The sequence below is a fragment of the Rhodococcus sp. 008 genome, assembly GCF_001682295.1.
Lineage (GTDB): Bacteria > Actinomycetota > Actinomycetes > Mycobacteriales > Mycobacteriaceae > Rhodococcus_F > Rhodococcus_F qingshengii.
This window is the reverse complement of record NZ_CP012749.1, coordinates 146360-163749: the sequence shown is the minus strand read 5'-3', so window position 1 is coordinate 163749 and position 17390 is coordinate 146360. Positions and strand designations below refer to the sequence as shown.

General features: G+C 63.7%; 14 protein-coding genes. 6 read left to right on the top strand and 8 right to left on the bottom strand.

Going from position 1 to position 17390, the window contains the following annotated elements; genetic code table 11:
• Positions 1-85 precede the first annotated feature (85 nt).
• Positions 86-1072 (top strand): NAD-dependent epimerase/dehydratase family protein, encoded by a 987-nt coding sequence (locus AOT96_RS00675; protein ID WP_231917372.1) that lies wholly within the window; start codon positions 86-88, stop codon positions 1070-1072.
• A 56-nt stretch (positions 1073-1128) separates the two neighbouring features.
• Here the strand turns inward: AOT96_RS00675 and AOT96_RS00670 are convergent, their stop codons facing one another.
• The 4 genes from AOT96_RS00670 to AOT96_RS00655 all read right to left on the bottom strand — a co-directional run bounded on the left by AOT96_RS00670 (position 1129) and on the right by AOT96_RS00655 (position 5390).
• Positions 1129-2916, bottom strand: coding sequence for an AMP-dependent synthetase/ligase (locus AOT96_RS00670; RefSeq protein WP_042450345.1), 1788 nt, complete (start codon positions 2914-2916; stop codon positions 1129-1131).
• Positions 2917-3055: 139 nt separating this feature from the next.
• Complete coding sequence (locus AOT96_RS00665) at positions 3056-3754, bottom strand: hypothetical protein (protein WP_003945151.1); 699 nt, start codon at positions 3752-3754, stop codon at positions 3056-3058.
• 126 nt (positions 3755-3880) lie between these two features.
• A complete protein-coding gene (locus AOT96_RS00660; protein ID WP_054187345.1) occupies positions 3881-4507 on the bottom strand; it encodes a phosphoribosyltransferase in 627 nt (208 codons plus the stop codon).
• Between the two features lie 55 nt (positions 4508-4562).
• A complete protein-coding gene (locus AOT96_RS00655) occupies positions 4563-5390 on the bottom strand; it encodes a carbon-nitrogen hydrolase family protein (RefSeq protein WP_058037440.1) in 828 nt (275 codons plus the stop codon).
• 102 nt (positions 5391-5492) lie between these two features.
• Between AOT96_RS00655 and AOT96_RS00650 the strand changes: the two genes are divergently transcribed.
• Positions 5493-7268 (top strand): DEAD/DEAH box helicase, encoded by a 1776-nt coding sequence (locus AOT96_RS00650; protein ID WP_003945121.1) that lies wholly within the window; start codon positions 5493-5495, stop codon positions 7266-7268.
• A 101-nt stretch (positions 7269-7369) separates the two neighbouring features.
• Here the strand turns inward: AOT96_RS00650 and AOT96_RS00645 are convergent, their stop codons facing one another.
• From AOT96_RS00645 to AOT96_RS00630, 4 genes are all read right to left on the bottom strand, one after another.
• Positions 7370-9268: an ABC transporter ATP-binding protein gene (locus tag AOT96_RS00645; protein WP_065351182.1), complete on the bottom strand. Its 1899-nt coding sequence runs from the start codon at positions 9266-9268 to the stop codon at positions 7370-7372.
• Between the two features lie 92 nt (positions 9269-9360).
• Positions 9361-9957: an AMIN-like domain-containing (lipo)protein gene (locus AOT96_RS00640; protein ID WP_007736169.1), complete on the bottom strand. Its 597-nt coding sequence runs from the start codon at positions 9955-9957 to the stop codon at positions 9361-9363.
• Positions 9958-10013: 56 nt separating this feature from the next.
• Complete coding sequence (locus AOT96_RS00635) at positions 10014-10424, bottom strand: YchJ family protein (RefSeq protein ID WP_047268988.1); 411 nt, start codon at positions 10422-10424, stop codon at positions 10014-10016.
• A gap of 22 nt (positions 10425-10446) precedes the next feature.
• Positions 10447-12009: a long-chain-fatty-acid--CoA ligase gene (locus AOT96_RS00630; protein ID WP_047268989.1), complete on the bottom strand. Its 1563-nt coding sequence runs from the start codon at positions 12007-12009 to the stop codon at positions 10447-10449.
• Positions 12010-12271: 262 nt separating this feature from the next.
• On the opposite strand from AOT96_RS00630, the gene AOT96_RS00625 reads away from it, so the two are divergent.
• The 4 genes from AOT96_RS00625 to AOT96_RS00610 all read left to right on the top strand — a co-directional run bounded on the left by AOT96_RS00625 (position 12272) and on the right by AOT96_RS00610 (position 17382).
• Positions 12272-13045: an ABC transporter ATP-binding protein gene (locus tag AOT96_RS00625; RefSeq protein WP_003945134.1), complete on the top strand. Its 774-nt coding sequence runs from the start codon at positions 12272-12274 to the stop codon at positions 13043-13045.
• A gap of 4 nt (positions 13046-13049) precedes the next feature.
• Complete coding sequence (locus AOT96_RS00620; RefSeq protein ID WP_019749299.1) at positions 13050-15584, top strand: ABC transporter permease; 2535 nt, start codon at positions 13050-13052, stop codon at positions 15582-15584.
• Between the two features lie 68 nt (positions 15585-15652).
• Positions 15653-16099 (top strand): hypothetical protein, encoded by a 447-nt coding sequence (locus AOT96_RS00615; RefSeq protein WP_007736175.1) that lies wholly within the window; start codon positions 15653-15655, stop codon positions 16097-16099.
• Between the two features lie 107 nt (positions 16100-16206).
• On the top strand, positions 16207-17382 hold the full coding sequence (locus AOT96_RS00610; protein WP_065351181.1) for an acyl-CoA dehydrogenase family protein: 1176 nt from the start codon (positions 16207-16209) through the stop codon (positions 17380-17382).
• Positions 17383-17390: the final 8 nt, after the last annotated feature.

Genomic DNA, 17390 nt, shown 5'->3' with positions numbered 1-17390 from the left:
GGTTCGTCCGTGCCTCAGTCGCCGGAAATTGCGCTACCAGACGAACGTGTTGCCGCACGACGCTTTTCAAGTGACGATGGCCCTCATGAAGCTGTTGATGCTCGGAGGAACACGGTTCCTCGGCCACGCTCTCGTCGATGACGCTTTGGCTCGGGGCTGGGAAGTGACAGTGCTCCATCGTGGGCTCACCGGAGCGCCACCACCTACAGCGGAGGTCCTGTTCGCGGATCGCACCGATCAGCGTGCGATGGTTGATGCGCTCGGTGATCGTCGATGGGATCTTGTCGTCGACACCTGGTCGGGTAGCCCCCGAGTGGTCGGTGAGAATGCACGCGTTTTGCGCGGTCACGTCGACCGGTACGCATACATCTCCAGTGGATCCGTCTACCAATGGGGCTTGCACGTAGACGAGACCTCACCAGTGGTGGCCGCATCTGCGACCTCCGATGACTACAGCGATTACGCGTCCGCCAAACGCGGGGCCGAACTCGCTGTCCTGGAATCCTTCCCGGACGCGTTACTCGCGAGGGCAGGTTTGATCCTCGGCCCGCGCGAGGACATCGGGCGGTTGCCGTGGTGGCTGCAGCGCATCGCGGCGGGCGGACGTGTCGTTGCTCCCGGAGTGCCGACCAGACCGTTGCAGTACGTCGATGCCCGCGACATCGCAACCTTTGTCCTGGCCGCACTGGCAGCCGGGATCAGCGGGGCATACGACGTCATCAGCCCGTCCGGCCACACCACTACCTCCGGACTCCTCCAGGCGTGCGTGGTTGCCACCGGTTCGGACGCTGAACTCGTGTGGATCGACGAGGACAGGCTGGCGGCCGCTGGAGCGCAGCCGTGGACACAACTTCCGTGTTGGGTGCCGCAGGAGGGTGAGTTCGCGGGCTTCCTCGAAGCCGACACCGCCAAGGCGGGGCAAGCAGGGCTGCGGTGCCGGCCCGTCGAAGACACCGTGCGCGATACCTGGGAGTGGATGCAGCGAGAAACTCTGCCGACTCAGCGGGAGGATCGTGCGGTGCACGGCCTTCCATCCGAGATCGAAGAGGAACTACTCTCCGCCGGACAGTGAAACGAGTCTGGCCCGGTTCGCATTCGAACCGGGCCAGACTCGTGAAAGACGATCGATCAGGCGTACAGGTCGCTGATCTTGGTCTTGTGAGCTTCGTGAATGATGTTGCGCTTGAGCTTGAGCGTCGGCGTCAATTCACCGGTCTCCTGGGTGAAGTCGACCTCGAGGATCGTGTACTTCTTGATCTGCTCGGGGTTGGAGACCTTCTTGTTCGCGTCGGCAACGGCCGAGTCGATCTCGGCGATCAGGTCGGCGTTCTTCACCAGATCGGCAATCGGGGTGCCGGCGGGCAGGCCGTTGCGCTCGACCCAACCGGGCAGTGTCTCCGGATCGAGGGTGATCAGTGCACCGATGAACGGCTGACCGTCGCCGACGACGAGGCACTGGCTGATCAGAGCGTGCGCGCGCAGGGAATCTTCGAGGCCTGCCGGTGCGACGTTCTTGCCGCCCGCGGTGACGATGATTTCCTTCTTGCGTCCGGTGATGGAGACGTAGCCCTCGTTGTCGATCGAGCCGAGGTCGCCGGTGTGGAACCAGCCGTCGACGATGGATTCGGCAGTGGCCTTCTCGTTGTGCCAGTAGCCGGCGAACACGACCGGGCCCTGCAGGAGGAGTTCGCCGTCCTCGGCGATCCGTGCTGCATGGCCGTTGATCGGCTTGCCGACGGTGCCGACGCGCTGCGCGCTCGAGGTGTTGACGGTGATTGCGGCGCTGGTCTCGGTGAGTCCGTAGCCCTCGTAGATCGGGATGCCGACGCCGCGGAAGTAGTGGCCGAGGCGCGCGCCGAGGGCTGCGCCACCGGAGACTGCACGCTCGCACTCGCCACCCAGAGCTGCACGCAACTTCGAGTAGACGAGCTTGTCGAATACCGCGTGCTTGAGCTTGAGTGCCAGGCCGGGGCCACCCTTTTCGAGGGATTCGCTGTATTCGATGGCGGTGGCAGCAGCCTTGTCGAAGATGCTGCCCTTACCGCCGTCGACTGCCTTCTGGCGAGCCGAGTTGTACACCTTCTCGAACACGCGGGGCACCGAGAGGATGAAGTTGGGCTTGAAGCCGGCGAACTGCTCGAGCAGCGTCGTCAGGTCCGACGTGTGGGCGACGGTGACCTTGGCGTCGAAAGCGCCGAAGGAGATCGCCCGCGCGAATACGTGGGCAAGCGGCAGGAACATCAGAGTCTTCTTGCCGGGGACCATGGACTCCGGCATCGCCAGGCGGCAGGCGTTGGACTCGGCGTAGAAGTTGGAGTGCGTCAGCTGGACACCCTTGGGGCGTCCGGTGGTTCCGGAGGTGTAGATCAGGGTCGCGGGCGAGGCAGCGGTGACCTGGTGACGACGAGTGTGCAGTTCTTCGTCGGTGATTGCCGAACCGCGACTGGACAGCTCGTCGATCGCACCCGACTCGATGACAAGAACCTCGCGGAGGGCTTCTGCGCCGTCGGTGACTTCCTTGTGAGTCTCCGCGTGCTTGGCCGTTTCGACGACCAGAAGTGTCGTCGCTGAATCCTCGAGGATCCACTGCGCCTGATCAGGGGAGGAGGTCTCGTAGATCGCGACGGTGCATCCGCCGGCAGTCCAGATGGCGTAGTCGAGAACGACCCACTCGTAGCGAGTCGCGGACAGGATAGCGACGCGGTCGCCGAGCTCGACACCTGACGCGATCAGGCCCTTGGCAACTGCGGAGACCTGCTTCGCGAATTCAGCTGCAGTGACGTCGACCCATCCACCGTTCGACGGCCTCTTGAACGGCACGAATGTGGGGTCTTCTTCGGCGTGACGGAACACGGAGTCGGCCATGGATACGTTCTCCGGAATTGAGAACGACTGTGGAACTGAGAACTCGCGCACTATTGACCCCTCCAGTGACTACTGACATTTCTGATGTGCATTGCATCACATTAGTCGTCATTTTGCACTGTCGTTACTATTCGGTAGAACTGGTCGGGCGCTGACCTGCAGTTTAGTGTGACCGCCTGTTTACAGGTACTCAGGCGACGTGTTGGAGCGTGCGACCGTGCACGGACAGCCACCGCCGAATCGCGTAGTCCAATCGGTCCGGATCCACTCCGAGTTGCTCTGCAGTAGCTGCAAGGATCTCCGAGGTGTCTCCCGGCAACTCGGTGGTGCCGAGTGTCGCGCTGATGAAGGTGTCGGCAGCGGTCCCCAGATCGGTGTGCGGAATTCCGGCCAACATCAACAGGTGGGCCCAGGTCACTTCGGAACCGTCTCCGCACGCGTCCACCCAGGCATGGTGAACGGCTTCGAGAGCGTTGTCGGAATCGGCGGCCGACAGCAGGTCCTCGACGCTGTTGATCCGCAAGTGATGGAGTTTCTCGGCGACCTGTTGGATGTGCCGTGCCTCGATCGGGACACCCGTCGCCGTGTAGCGACGCTTGTACGAGCCGATCTTGCCTGCCCACTGGTCCGAACTGCCGGCTTCCTCGAAGGTGCGGAGTAGTTCACGTGCGCCATCCGTGACGGGTTTGTCCTCGCGGGCTTTCCGGTACGCCAGGTAGCGATCGACGACGGTCACTTCGCTGTGACCCGACGTGGACTGAACGGATTCGATGATGCACAGGGCGAGGCTCTGTCGATAAGCGTCTGACGCAACCCAGGCGGAAGGGTCGCCCAGGCGGTCACGGCACGCAGCTGCGACGGCGTCGACGGTATCGGTCGAGATGGTCACGGTTCCTCCAGAAAGCCGAATTCTTTTTGTTCCATTTGGGCTATCGGCACCGAGGAGCGAAATGTTGCACACATCACAAATTCTCAGAGATCTCTTGGACTGTGCTCAGGCTGGAGAGGTGTGCACTCAGGCGAGGAAGGACAGCACTTCGTCGTCGCTGAGTTGATGAAAGTCCTCGAATGCAGCACCGACGCCGCCTAACAGGGCAGGAACGAAGGGGCAGACGACCCGATCGGCGGAGCACGCGATCACTCTCATGGCTTCGGGGGACGCTACTGGGACAGCGACGATCACGGCGGCAGCACCCGCGGTGCGCGCGCATCGGCAGGCAACGGCGGCACTCGCGCCCGTAGCCATTCCGTCGTCGACGATCACCGCAGTGCGTCCGTGGAGGGAAACCGGGGTCCGCCCCTCGCGCAGGAGATGCGCCCGCCGTTCCAATTCGGTTCGCTCGTCGCGTTCGACGGCGACGAGTTCTCTTTTCGAGACGCGAACCGCTGCGATGACGTCGTGGTTGAGGACCCGCACGCCGCCCTCACCGATGGCGCCCATCGCCAGTTCCGGGTTGTACGGACTGCCGAGCTTGCGCACCACCACGATGTCGAGCGGAGCCTTCAGTGCCGCAGCCACTTCGGCTGCGACCGGAACTCCGCCGCGCGGGAGTCCGAGAACGACGGGCTTGTCGATACGCAAGGTCTCGAGCCGCCCGGCCAGAAATTTGCCGGCGGAAGATCGATCCCGATACTGGGTCACTGCGTTGTCCTCGAGAAGCTCGAACCCCGACCAGTTCGACGCTACTCGCTGCAGGTCACCGCGACGAGACTGTGAACCTCCGCAGCGCGAGAGCGGGATTCTTCTCGCGTACCTCGGTGATGCGAGCAGCCGAAACGAGTGCGGTGGCGACCCCGACCTGCTCGCCAAGTGAACACATCACGACGCCCATCGGGTCGACGATCATGCTGGCACCCGCGCCGCCGCGCGCGCTCTGATCTGCCGCTGCGATGTACATCGTGTTCTCGATGGCCCGGGCGCGCACGAGAGTGGTCCAGTGGTCTTCCTTGAGCGGCCCCGGCACCCACTGGGCGGGCAGGAGCAAGATGTCTGCGCCGACGTCGACGATGCGCCGGGTGACTTCCGGGAAGCGCAGGTCGTAGCAGGTCTGGAGGCCGAAGGTCAGGCCGTCGCACCCGAAAGTCTGCGGTTCGGTGATCTCGCCCGCGCGGATCACGGCCGACTCCTGGTAACCGAAAGCGTCGTAGAGATGCAGCTTCCGGTAGGTCGCCACCAGTTCGCCGTTCGGGTCCATCGCGACGAGGGTGTTGGAGATTCTGCTCACGTCGTCGATCCGCTCGTTCATTCCTGCCACGAGGAAGATTCCGAACTCCGCGGCGACCGACGCCAGCGCCGAACCGAATTCGCCGTCCAGGTCCTCCGCGGACTCGATCAAACGCTCATCCGTCTTCGGTGCGGTGAACATCGAGTATTCCGGCGCCACGACAACTTTCGCGCCGCGTGCTGCTGCATCGGAAGCCAGTGATCGCAGTGATTCGAGGTTGGCTTTCTTGTCCGTCCCCGGGGCGAATTGGGCAATCGCGACAACGGTCTGGGAGGGGGTGGCTGCGGTGGCTGCGGTCATGCTTCCTACGCTAGGCGAAACCCGCTGGGAGGGTGGATCTGTCGTAAATGCACCCCCGGTATGTCGTCGTGTCTATACTCTATCCGCTAAACTGCTGGTCAAATGAGTGATATTGAGCGTGACCCCGAACCCCCAACATTTGCCGACCTCGACATCGATGATCGGGTACTGAAGGCACTGTCAGACGTGGGCTACGAGTCGCCCTCGCCCATTCAGGCTGCCACCATTCCGCCACTGCTCGAAGGCAAGGACGTCGTCGGTCTCGCACAGACCGGTACCGGCAAGACCGCAGCCTTCGCAGTTCCCGTTCTGTCGCGGATCGACACGTCGATCAAGCAGACCCAGGCGCTGGTGCTTGCTCCCACGCGTGAGCTGGCGCTTCAGGTTGCCGAGGCCTTCGGCAAGTACTCCGCGCACATCCCCGGACTCAACGTCCTGCCGATCTACGGTGGCCAGAGCTACGGCGTCCAGCTGTCCGGACTGCGCCGCGGTGCGCACGTCGTCGTCGGTACGCCTGGTCGTGTCATCGACCATCTCGAAAAGGGCACCCTGGATCTGACCAATCTCAAGTACCTCGTTCTGGACGAGGCCGACGAGATGCTCAAGATGGGCTTCCAGGAGGACGTCGAGCGCATCCTCCGCGACACCCCCGGCGACAAGCAGGTCGCTCTGTTCTCGGCAACGATGCCCGGCTCGATTCGCCGGATCTCGAAGCAGTACCTGAACAATCCGGTCGAGATCACCGTCAAGTCCAAGACGTCGACCGCCTCGAACATCACGCAGCGCTACATTCAGGTTGCTCATCAGCGCAAGCTCGATGCACTGACCCGAGTCCTCGAGGTCGAGGCATTCGAGGCGATGATCATCTTCGTGCGTACCAAGCAGGCCACCGAAGACCTGGCGGAGAAGCTGCGGGCCCGCGGGCACTCGGCTGCCGCGATCAACGGCGACATCGTCCAGGCACAGCGTGAGCGGACCATCGGTCAGCTCAAGAACGGCGCCCTCGACATCCTCGTCGCGACCGACGTTGCCGCTCGAGGCCTCGACGTGGATCGAATCTCCCACGTCGTCAACTACGACATCCCGCATGACACGGAGTCGTACGTCCACCGCATCGGTCGTACCGGCCGCGCCGGTCGTCAGGGTGACGCGTTGCTGTTCGTCGCCCCGCGTGAGCGTCATCTGCTCAAGTCCATCGAGAAGGCGACCCGTCAGCCGCTTGCGGAGATGCAGCTTCCCAGTGTCGATGACGTCAACGCCCAGCGCGTGGCCAAGTTCGGTGACTCCATCACCGAGAGCCTGGCCTCGGAGAATCTCGCGATGTTCCGCAAGATGATCGAGGACTACGACCAGGAACACGACGTTCCGCTCATCGACATCGCTGCCGCTCTGGCGTTGCAGTCGCGCGACGGCGAAGCATTCTTGCTTTCTCCCGAGCCGCCGGCACCGCCGCGTCGTGAGCGCGAGCCTCGTGAACCACGTCCTCCCCGTCGTTTCGACGATGGCCCGGCCCCGCGCTCGCGTGGGCCCGAGGGCCAGGAGCTGGCCGCGTACCGCATTGCAGTCGGCAAGCGTCACCGCGTCGTTCCGGGTGCCATCGTCGGTGCCATCGCCAACGAGGGTGGGCTTCGTCGAAGCGACTTCGGGCACATCAGCATTCGCCCGGATCACAGCATCGTCGAGCTGCCGGCCGACCTCTCCAACGAGACTCTCGAAGCTTTGCGTCGCACACGCATCTCCGGCGTCCTGATCCAGCTGCAGCCTGATTTCGGGCCGCCGCAGGGACGTCCGAGTGGCCGTGGCGACCGTGGTGGCCGGGACGATCGTGGTGGACGTGACGACCGCCGCGGTGGCGGACGCGATCGCTACAACGACTGACATACAGCTTCAACGACTGTCATGAAGACTGAAACAGGCGCTGCCCTCCGCGAGGAGGACAGCGCCTGATTTCTGTGTGGGGGGCAAGGCGCTGCGCGGTATCAGATCGGCGTCGGTGCGAGGGCGCCGTTCTTCCGGGCGTTGGTGTCGAACTGCGTGCGGTACAACTCGGCGTAGCGGCCGCCGCGCGCGAGCAGTTCCTCATGGTTGCCGCGCTCGACGATCTGGCCTGCCTCGACGACAAGGATCAGGTCCGCGGAACGGATCGTCGACAATCGGTGAGCGATCACCACCGCAGTCCGCCCGGCGAGTGCTTCGCCGAGTGCTTCCTGAACCGCAGCTTCCGACGTCGAGTCGAGATGCGCGGTGGCCTCGTCCAAGATGACGACGCGAGGCTGGGCCAGGAGCAGGCGTGCGATGGTCAGGCGTTGACGCTCGCCGCCCGAGAGGCGGTAACCGCGTTCACCCACCACGGTCTCCAGTCCGTCGGGCAGCGACGCAACCAGGTCGGTGAGCCGTGCGCGCTCCAGAACCTCACGCAGATCTTCTTCGGTGGCATCCGGTCGCGCAAGGAGCAGGTTGGATCGAAGGCTCTCGTGGAACAGGTGCCCGTCCTGCGTGACCATGCCGACGGTCTCCCGGATGGAATCGGCACTGAGGTCGCGGACGTCGACGCCGCCCAACTCGACCGAACCGGAGTCGATGTCGTAGAGGCGCGGAATCATCTGCGCCACGGTCGACTTTCCGGCACCGGACGTGCCGACCAAGGCGACCATCTGTCCTGCTTCGGTGCGGAACGACAGGTCGTGCAACACGTCCTCGCCGCCGCGGGTGTCGAGGATCGCGACTTCCTCCAGGGACGCGAGAGACACCTTGTCCGCGGATGGGTAAGCAAAAGTGACGTTCTTGAACTCGACGGACACCGGGCCCTGCGGCACCGTGCGTGCATCGGGCTTCTCGGTGATGAGCGGCGCCAGATCGAGAATCTCGAATACCCGCTCGAAGCTGACCAGGGCGCTCATGACGTCCACCCGGGCGCTGGCCAGTGCGGTCAACGGTGAGTACAGCCGCGTCAACAACAGTGCCATCGCCACGACGGCGCCTGCGTCCAACTGTCCGCGCAGCGCGTAGAAGCCGCCGAGTCCGTAGACGAGGGCAAGAGCAAGGGCCGAGACCAGCGTCAGTGCTGTGACGAAGACGGACTGCAGCATTGCGGTCCGGACTCCGATGTTGCGCACACGCCTGGCGCGAACCGCGAACTCCGCAGATTCTTGCGACGGGCTGCCGAACAGCTTGACCAGAGTCGCGCCGGGAGCGGAGAACCGCTCCGTCATCTGGGTGCTCATGAGCGAATTATGGTTGGCTGCTTCACGATTGAGTGCTGCAAGTTTGGCGCCCATGCGCCGTGCGGGGATGACGAAGATCGGGAGAAGTAGCAGCGCGAGGACGGTGATCTGCCAGGAGATCCCGAGCATGACGATCAGCGTGATCACCAGGGTGACCAGATTGCTGACCACTCCGGACAAGGTGTCGCTGAAGGCGCGCTGAGCGCCGATGACGTCGTTGTTGAGACGGCTTACCAGTGCTCCGGTTCGAGTTCTGGTGAAGAACGCGATGGGCATCTTCTGGACGTGATCGAAGACGGTGGTGCGCAGATGCAGGATCAGGTCTTCGCCGATGCTGGCCGAGAGCCACCGGGTCAACAGTCCCAGAGCGGCTTCGAGAAGTGCAACCAGTGCGATCAGGGCGGCAAGTTTGACGACCACGTCGACGGCGTCGCCGCCGACTATCGCGTTGACCACGCGCCCGGCCAGGACAGGTGTTGCCACGGCAAGCGCAGCAGTGACGACACTCAGTACGAGGTACCAGCTGAGGTTGCGTTTCTGTGGAACTGCGAACGTCGCGATCCGCTTCAGTGTCGCCTTCGAGAACGGGCGCCGATCTTCTTGCGCGTGCATCGCGTTGTACATCGCGTTCCACGCGGTGACTTCCATACTCATGACTTCGCCCCTCCGGTCGCCGGCCACGAAGATTACGTGGCCGGTACGACACGAAGGTAGAACCTCAACCAAACTTCAGGTCAAGTGCGGCCTCAGCGGGCCACGTCGACCACCACGCGAGGAGGGTCGCTGAGCGTCGTGACCGTGAACGGCTGCTTCTCGGTCACGCCGATGAACGACTGCGTGACTCCCTCGAAGACGTTGGACCCGTTGACCTCGGTCACGACTCCGCCGACGCCGGGGACCGGGTTGGGGCCGGAGTACTGCTCGACTCCGCTGTCGAAGGGATATGCGGAACCGTCGATCAGGACCTGGATCACTGCGGCACCCTTGATGTCCACGGGCTTACCGCTGCCTTCCTGCGTCGCCGCGTCGACGTACTTGACGCGCCAACCGGGTGTGCCGGTTCCGCCCATTTCGTAGACGACACGATCGAATCCGTCGTGCTCGCCCACTCGGATGTCGACGACGGTGAGCTTGGATTCGGTGCCCGCAGCCGAAGTCTTGTCGGAGCTGTCCGTCGGGACTGGTTCTGTGGTCGACGCTGCTGCACTCGAGGTCGAGGTCGAGGTGACGGCCGAGGTGGCTGCCGTGGGAGTGGTCTCCGCGTCCTGCGAACAGGCAGTCAGGCTCACGCCCACTGCGATGGCAGCGACAGCGGCAAATGATCTCGTCCGGTTCGTTGTCATGACTCGATCGTAGGGCTCGCGTTATCGGGATCCGCGGCGGCGGTGCCCGGAGTTACCTAACCGATATCGCCGTCGACATAGAGCCACTTACCCTCTGTTCGCGCAAATCGACTGCGTTCGTGGAGCATTCCCCGCTCGCGTCCGAATGTGTAGTAAGCGCGAAATTCCACGACGCCGTCGGAATCGAACAGCCCGCCCCGTTCGGTGTCCAGGATCTCCAACCGGAGCCATTTCTGGTCGGGGTCGAGATCGAGTTGGGCTGGGCGATGGTCGGGATGCCAAGTCCGCGTGAGATATTCGTCGTCCATCGCAGCGAAAGCCGTGTAACGCGAACGCATCAGGGTTTCGGCGGTCGGTGCGTGCGCTTCACCGCTGATGTACTTTCCGCAGCATTCGGCCAACGCGTTGCCGCTGCCGCACGGGCACGGATCGGTCGGATTGGGTGTGGTGGGGCGGCGCGAAGTCACCGCCCCATTACAGCACGCGAACTCAGACCAGTTTGTGTTCGCGGTTGTCCCAGTACGGTTTGCGGAGGTCGCGTTTGAGGATCTTTCCGGTGGGATTGCGGGGAAGGATCTCGACGACGTCGATACTGGTCGGGCACTTGAACTTTGCGAGACGTTCCTGGGTGTACGTGATCAGATCGGCTTCGTCGATCTGCGCTTCGGGAGTGAGAACCACGACAGCCTTGACGGTTTCACCCCAACGGTCGTCGGGAACGCCGATGACCGCGACCTCGGCGATTGCCGGATGCTCCACCAGTACTCGTTCGATCTCGGGGGAGTAGACGTTCTCGCCGCCGGTGATGATCATGTCCTTGAGGCGGTCCTCGATGAAGACGAACCCGCCGGAGTCGGCGCGGCCCATGTCGCCGCTACGCAGCCACCCGTCTGCGGTAATCGTTTCGGCCGTCGCCTCGGGCTTACCCAGGTATCCGGGTGTGCACTGTTCGGATCGCCACCACAGCTCACCGGTCGTTCCGGTGGGCACGTCCTCGAGCGTGACGGGGTCCACCACGCGCATCTCGACGCCGGGGATCGCCGTACCTGCCGATGCCATGCGCTCGACCTGCGACTCGTCGCGGTGAACGTCCGGCATCAACGCGGTAATGACGCCTGCCATTTCGGTCATGCCGTAGACCTGCACGAATTCGGTGTCCGGCCACGCTGCGAGTGCCGCGCGCAACAGTGGGAGCGGCATGGGGGCGGCGCCGTAGGTGATGCGTTTGAATGCTTTGAAGGCGGCGACCGCCTGCTCGCCTGCGGCCAGGACTCCGGCAATGACCGGTGGGACGAGAAAGGCGATGTTGGCTCCGGCGGCGAGACCGGCGAAGATCGACGGTCCGTCGGCTTCTCTCGTGAAGTAACAGCGGCCACCGGTGTGAATTGCCATGATGGCGTAGCACGTTCCGCCGACGTGGAACATCGGCATCGCGATCAAGAATCGGTGATCCTCGTGGGCCGGCAGGATTTCGAGGACATTGTTGCTGTGCGCGAACAGGTTTCGATGCGTGAGCTGGACACCCTTGGGGCGACCGGTCGTCCCGGAACTGTAGAGAACCAGAGCGGTGGCATCGGGGCTCACCTCGGGGCGGGAGTGCAGCGGTGTGACCTCGTCGATCCACGGCTCGAATTCGTCGTGTTCACCGCCGACGGCGAAGATCGATTCGACGGCCGTCAAGCGGTCTCGCATCGCGACGACCTGGGGGAGTAGTTCGCTGCCGACGAACAGAATGCGAGCGCCACAGTCCGCGAGAACGTAATCCAGCTCTTCGCTCGAAAGTCGCCAGTTGGGAACGACATTCGCGGCGCCGAGTAGTGAGGCGGCGTAGGTGACTTCGAGACAGGACAGATGATTCTTGTCGACGAACGCGACAGTGTCGCCGGCACCGATGCCTGATTCGGCGAGGGCGGCGGCGATACGCAAGATGCGGTCCCGCCACTGAGCCCACGTGAATTCGGTCCCTTGGAAGGTCATCGCTGCTTGATCAGGCTTGACCGTCGCCCAGTGCTCTAGCCGATCGAAAATGATTCCAGCGGTGGCGTCGGACATTCGGCCGCCTCTCTCGTGTGATTGGTGTCACAAGGTTAATGTGCGCCCGGTCTTCGTATCGCTGTTTCCAGTCAATGCGCACAAGCAGGAGGGGTCGCATTCCCCCGACCCTGACCGGCTCGGCCGCAGATATCAGGGTGGTCCCCGATGGCGGGCGCGCCCGCCACCCGACAGGATGGAACCAACCATTGCGGGCGTCCGTGTTTTCACGGGCGCCCGTCACGCCCGCAAAGTAGCACCGAAGTGAACAGGAAAGGCGATCATGAGTTCGCACGCCCAGGATGTCGCGGCCCGCGCAGTCGGCCTGTCCAAGACCTACGGCACCGGAGATACCCAGGTGCACGCCCTCAGTTCGGTGTCCGCAGATTTCGCCCGCGGTGAGTTCACGGCGATCATGGGGCCGTCCGGTTCCGGTAAGTCGACGCTGATGCATTGCCTCGCCGGTCTGGATTCCGCCAGTTCGGGTTCTGTTCTCATCGGTGACACGGAACTCACGACGCTTTCCGACAAACAGATGACCCAATTGCGACGCGATCGCATCGGTTTCGTTTTCCAGGCGTTCAACCTGGTGCCGACCCTGACCGCGCTCGAGAACATCACGTTGCCGCTCGACATCGCGGGACGCAAAGCGGACCCGACCTGGTTGAACAGCGTCCTGACCAAGCTGGGTCTCGGGGATCGCCTCGATCACCGGCCGGGAGAGCTCTCGGGTGGTCAGCAGCAGCGTGTGGCGTGTGCGCGTGCGCTGGCGGGTCAGCCGGAGATCATCTTCGGCGACGAGCCGACCGGAAACCTCGATTCGAAGTCCTCCGGGGAGGTGCTCTCGATCCTGCGGGCGGCCGTGGACGAGTTCAACCAGACCGTGGTGATCGTGACGCACGATCCGCGGGCAGCGGCGTACGCCGATCGTGTCGTGTTCCTCGCGGACGGCAAGATCGTCGACGAATTGCGTGAGCCGACGGCGGATTCGGTCCTTGATCGTATGAAGCGGCTCGACGCTCCGCAGGCGGTCGTGAACGTGGAAGCCGGGGCTTGAGCACATGGCTTCGGTAAGTAACTCGCCGATGCGCAAGGTTTCCCTGCGCAACCTGGCGGCACACAAGGTGCGACTTGCGCTGACGGTTCTCTCCGTGGTGCTCGGCACGGCTTTTGTCGCGGGGTCGTTCGTTTTCACCGACACCCTCCAGAAGACTTTCGATTCGATCTTCGAGAACACCGCCCAGGGCGTCGACGTCCGGGTATCGATGGAAGAGCGCAACACCAGTGGCGTTCCGGTCGAGGATGTCGACAAACTTGCCGCAGTCGACGGTGTCCGAGCGGTAGCCCCGGCCGTCAGTGGACAGATCGTCCTGATCAACGCAGACGGCGGCGCTGTTCAGACCGGCGGCGCGCCGAGTATCGGTCAGTCCTACCTACCGCCGGGCCAGGCGATTGCCGAACCCGACACCTTCGTCGAGGGCGCGCCTCCGACGCAGACCGGTCAGGTCGCGCTGAACACCAGCGCCGCCGAGCGAGCCGGACTGAAGGTGGGGGACTCCGCCAAGGTTCTGGCACCGGCCCGCGGAATCGTGGACGTGACGTTGTCCGGCATATACGAGGGGGCGGGCAGTGACACCGGCGGGTTCATCGGCGCGCTCTTCACCGACGAGCAGGCCCGTGGACTCTTCACCGACGGCCAACACGTCGAGTACATCGACGTCGCGGGCGACGGGGTGTCGCAGACGGAACTGCAGCAACGCGTCGAGCAGGTTTTCCCCGATCTCAAGGTGCAGACCGGCGACCAGGTTCGTGAGGAGACCAAGGCCGAGGTCGACTCGGCGCTGAGCTTCATCAACTACTTCCTGTTGGCGTTCGGCGCGATTGCTCTGCTCGTCGGAACGTTCATCATCTACAACACCTTCTCGATGATCGTGGCGCAGCGTCTTCGTGAGCTGGCGCTGCTGCGTGCGATCGGTGCGAGCCGAGCGCAGGTCGGCCGTTCGGTGGTCACCGAGGCGCTCGTGGTCGGACTCATCGGCAGCATCATCGGTCTGCTCGGCGGTATCGGTCTCGCCTACGGATTGCGCAGTCTCCTCAACACATTCGACGTCGGTCTGCCGGAAGGCCCGCTCCAGGTGGGTGCCCGCACGATCATCGTCGCGTTGGTGGTCGGCGTCGTCGTCACGACGCTCAGCGCTTACGCCCCGGCTCGTCGTGCGTCGAAGATCCCGCCGGTGGCGGCCATGCGTGAGGAGTTCGCCTCCACCGGTGACTCACTGCGAGTGCGGACGTTGATCGGTGCGATTCTCGGCGTGATCGGTGTGGCACTGCTCGTGTTCGGCTCTCGCGGTACCGGTGGTGGCGCGGCGCTGATCGTCGGCCTCGGTGCGTTCTCGTTGATCATCGCGGTGCTTCTCGGGGCTCCCGCGCTGTCGCGGCCGATCGTCGGCGCGCTCGGTGCCGTGTTCGCCAAGCCGTTCGGTGCCATAGGGCGATTGGCTCGTACCAATGCGGTGCGCAATCCCCGTCGCACGGCCGCAACGGCATTCGCGTTGACTCTCGGTCTGATGCTGGTGACGGTCATCGGAGTGTTCGGTTCCTCGGCCAAGGCGAGCATCAATGCTCTTGTCGACGTGGGTGTTTCGGCCGACTACATCCTGACCGGTCCCAACGCGATCGGCGTGCCGCGAGGTGCGGCCGACGCAGTCCGACAGGTGCCCGACGTGCAGAGCGCGACGTCGTTGCACGGAGTGCGTGCGAAGGTCGACGGTGAGGACGAGCAGGGCGCTTCGTTCGACGGTCCGATCGAAGGCGTGCTCGAATACAAGATCCTCGAGGGCACGGTCGATCTGACCGGCAACAACATGCTCGTCTCGAAGTCGACTGCGGACGACAAGGGTTGGACTGTGGGTTCGACCCAGACGTTGACCGGTCCCGGCGGCGTCGAGTACCAGACGGTTGTCGCGGGAGTGTTCGAGGACAACCAGCTGATCGGCTCGTGGATCGTCTCGGACGAGGCGTACAGGAAGCTGATGCCGGCCGAGAGTCTGCCGGACTTCGTGGTTCTGGTGAAGGCGAAGCCTGGCGCGGATCTGACAACGCTGCGATCCGAGCTCGAAACGGCCACGGAGAAGTACGTCGTCGTCCAGGTGCAGGATCGTGAGGAGTTCAAGGGAACTCAGGGCCAGCAGATCAACACGTTGTTGGCGATCCTCTACGGACTGCTTGCACTCGCGGTCGTGATCGCAATCCTGGGCATCATCAACACCCTGGCACTCTCGGTGGTCGAGCGGCGACGAGAAATCGGAATGCTGCGAGCTGTCGGCATGCAGCGCGGACAGATGCGACGCACGATCTACCTCGAGTCGGTGCTCATCGCGGTGTACGGCGCGGCGGTCGGAGTTGTTCTCGGCATCGCGTTCGGTTGGGCCTTCGTGAGCACTCTCGCGGATCAGGGCCTCGACAAGATCACGATCCCGTGGGGTCAGGTGGTCGGAATGCTGATCGGCTCGGGTGTGGTGGGTGTCTTGGCGGCGCTGTGGCCGGCCAACCGAGCGGCCAAGACGAAGCCGCTCGAGGCGATTGCAGACATGTAGGGCCTTCGGCCCCCGTGCGCACTTTTGGTAGCGGTAACAGCCGAAAGTGCGCACGGTACCGTTGCCACATGAGCACCCTTCAAGAAGTCGGCGAACGTGAATCCTGGCGCTGCTGGCTGTGTGACGAACCGGTCGATCCCGATATGTCCGTCAATGATCCGCGCGGCCCGAGTATCGACAGCATCAACACCGCAAAAAAGGGTGGCAAGACCAAAGGTGGCGTCGAACGCTTGGCGCACCGCGCATGCAACACCAAGAAGGGTGCGGTCAAACCTGTTGTGGAATGGCCAGATCGGCTGTTCGTCGTGGATCCCGCCCCGATCATCGGGGTCGTGGAGCAGCTCGAGCGAAAGGGTGGCCGCGTCGCCGTCGCTCGCTGCCCCGGCAAGGACGACGCCCAGGAAGCGTCGGATTGGCTGATCGATCGGTTGTCGCGTCTGGCTCCCGCGTTGAATGTCGAAACAAGTATCGACGCCGCGGGCGGGGGTTACCTGTTGGTCCTGAAAACCGTGTAGGAGGTCGGCCCTGAGTGCCGTCTTTTGCGGTACCTGTTCCGCCTCCATAGCTGTCGGGGTACGGTCGAACCGAACATGAATCCGGTTTCGAGTGCGAAGGAATCCCGATGAACCTGGCATTGACCGACGAGGAACTAGCGTTCCGCGACGAGATGCGGACGTTCTTCCGTACGCAAATCCCCGCGGACATCAGGGAGGCGTACGCCCACGGCGAGGAGTTGGGGCGCGACCGTATGGTCGAGGCGCAGCAGATCCTCAACGCTCACGGTCTGGCGGTACCGCACTGGCCGGTCGAGTGGGGCGGCAAGGACTGGACCCCGGTCCAGCACAACATCTGGCTCGACGAACTGCAGCTTGCGTCGGTTCCCGAACCTTTGGCGTTCAACGCCAACATGGTCGGTCCGGTCATCGCGGCCTTCGGCTCGCAGGAGCAGAAGGAGAAGTTCCTTCCGGCGACTGCGAACCTCGACATCTGGTGGTGCCAGGGATTCTCCGAACCCGAGGCCGGTTCCGATCTCGCTTCGCTCAAGACCCGTGCGGTCCGCGACGGCGACGACTGGGTCATCAATGGTCAGAAGACCTGGACGACGCTGGGACAGTACGCCGACTGGATCTTCTGCCTCGTGCGCACCAATCCCGATGCGCCCAAGCGTCAGGCCGGCATCTCGTTCATCCTTGTCGATCTGAAGACGCCTGGCGTCACGGTCCGCCCGATCAAGCTGATCGACGGCGGCTACGAGGTCAACGAAGTGTTCTTCGAGGACGTCCGCGTTCCGGGAGAGAACCTGGTCGGTGAAGAGAACCAGGGCTGGGGCTACGCCAAGTTCCTGCTCGGCAACGAGCGCACCGGTGTCACCCGCGTCGGGTTCTCGAAGGTTCGTCTGGCCCAGGCCAAGGCCCGCGCTGCCGAGGTCAAGGTCGGCAACGGAACACTGCTCGAAGATCCGCTCTTCGCTGCTCGCCTCGCCGAACTCGAAAGCGAATTGCTTGCCCTCGAGCTCACTCAGCTCCGGGTGGTCGCCAGTTCCGCTGACGGCCAGCCGAACCCGGCGTCGTCGCTGCTCAAGCTTCGTGGCTCCGAATTGCAGCAGGCGAGCGTCGAACTGCTGATGGACGTGGCCGGCCCTGATTCACTGCCGTACGACGCGGGCAGCGACATCGCCTCCGCGAGCTGGGCGCAGCACACTGCCCCGACGTACCTGAACTACCGCAAGGTATCCATCTACAGCGGATCGAGCGAAGTGCAGCGCAGCATCATCGCCTCCTCGATCCTCGGATTGTGAGGCGTGGC

Excerpts from the sequence above, each read along its gene's own strand:
- AOT96_RS00640 (WP_007736169.1), bottom strand. The coding sequence starts at position 9,957 with ATGACAACGAACCGGACGAGATCATTTGCCGCTGTCGCTGCCATCGCA.
- AOT96_RS00645 (WP_065351182.1), bottom strand. The coding sequence starts at position 9,268 with ATGAGTATGGAAGTCACCGCGTGGAACGCGATGTACAACGCGATGCAC.
- AOT96_RS00625 (WP_003945134.1), top strand. The coding sequence starts at position 12,272 with ATGAGTTCGCACGCCCAGGATGTCGCGGCCCGCGCAGTCGGCCTGTCC.
- AOT96_RS00655 (WP_058037440.1), bottom strand. The coding sequence starts at position 5,390 with ATGACCGCAGCCACCGCAGCCACCCCCTCCCAGACCGTTGTCGCGATT.
- AOT96_RS00650 (WP_003945121.1), top strand. The coding sequence starts at position 5,493 with ATGAGTGATATTGAGCGTGACCCCGAACCCCCAACATTTGCCGACCTC.
- AOT96_RS00630 (WP_047268989.1), bottom strand. The coding sequence starts at position 12,009 with ATGTCCGACGCCACCGCTGGAATCATTTTCGATCGGCTAGAGCACTGG.
- AOT96_RS00615 (WP_007736175.1), top strand. The coding sequence starts at position 15,653 with ATGAGCACCCTTCAAGAAGTCGGCGAACGTGAATCCTGGCGCTGCTGG.
- AOT96_RS00620 (WP_019749299.1), top strand. The coding sequence starts at position 13,050 with ATGGCTTCGGTAAGTAACTCGCCGATGCGCAAGGTTTCCCTGCGCAAC.
- AOT96_RS00675 (WP_231917372.1), top strand. The coding sequence starts at position 86 with ATGAAGCTGTTGATGCTCGGAGGAACACGGTTCCTCGGCCACGCTCTC.
- AOT96_RS00610 (WP_065351181.1), top strand. The coding sequence starts at position 16,207 with ATGAACCTGGCATTGACCGACGAGGAACTAGCGTTCCGCGACGAGATG.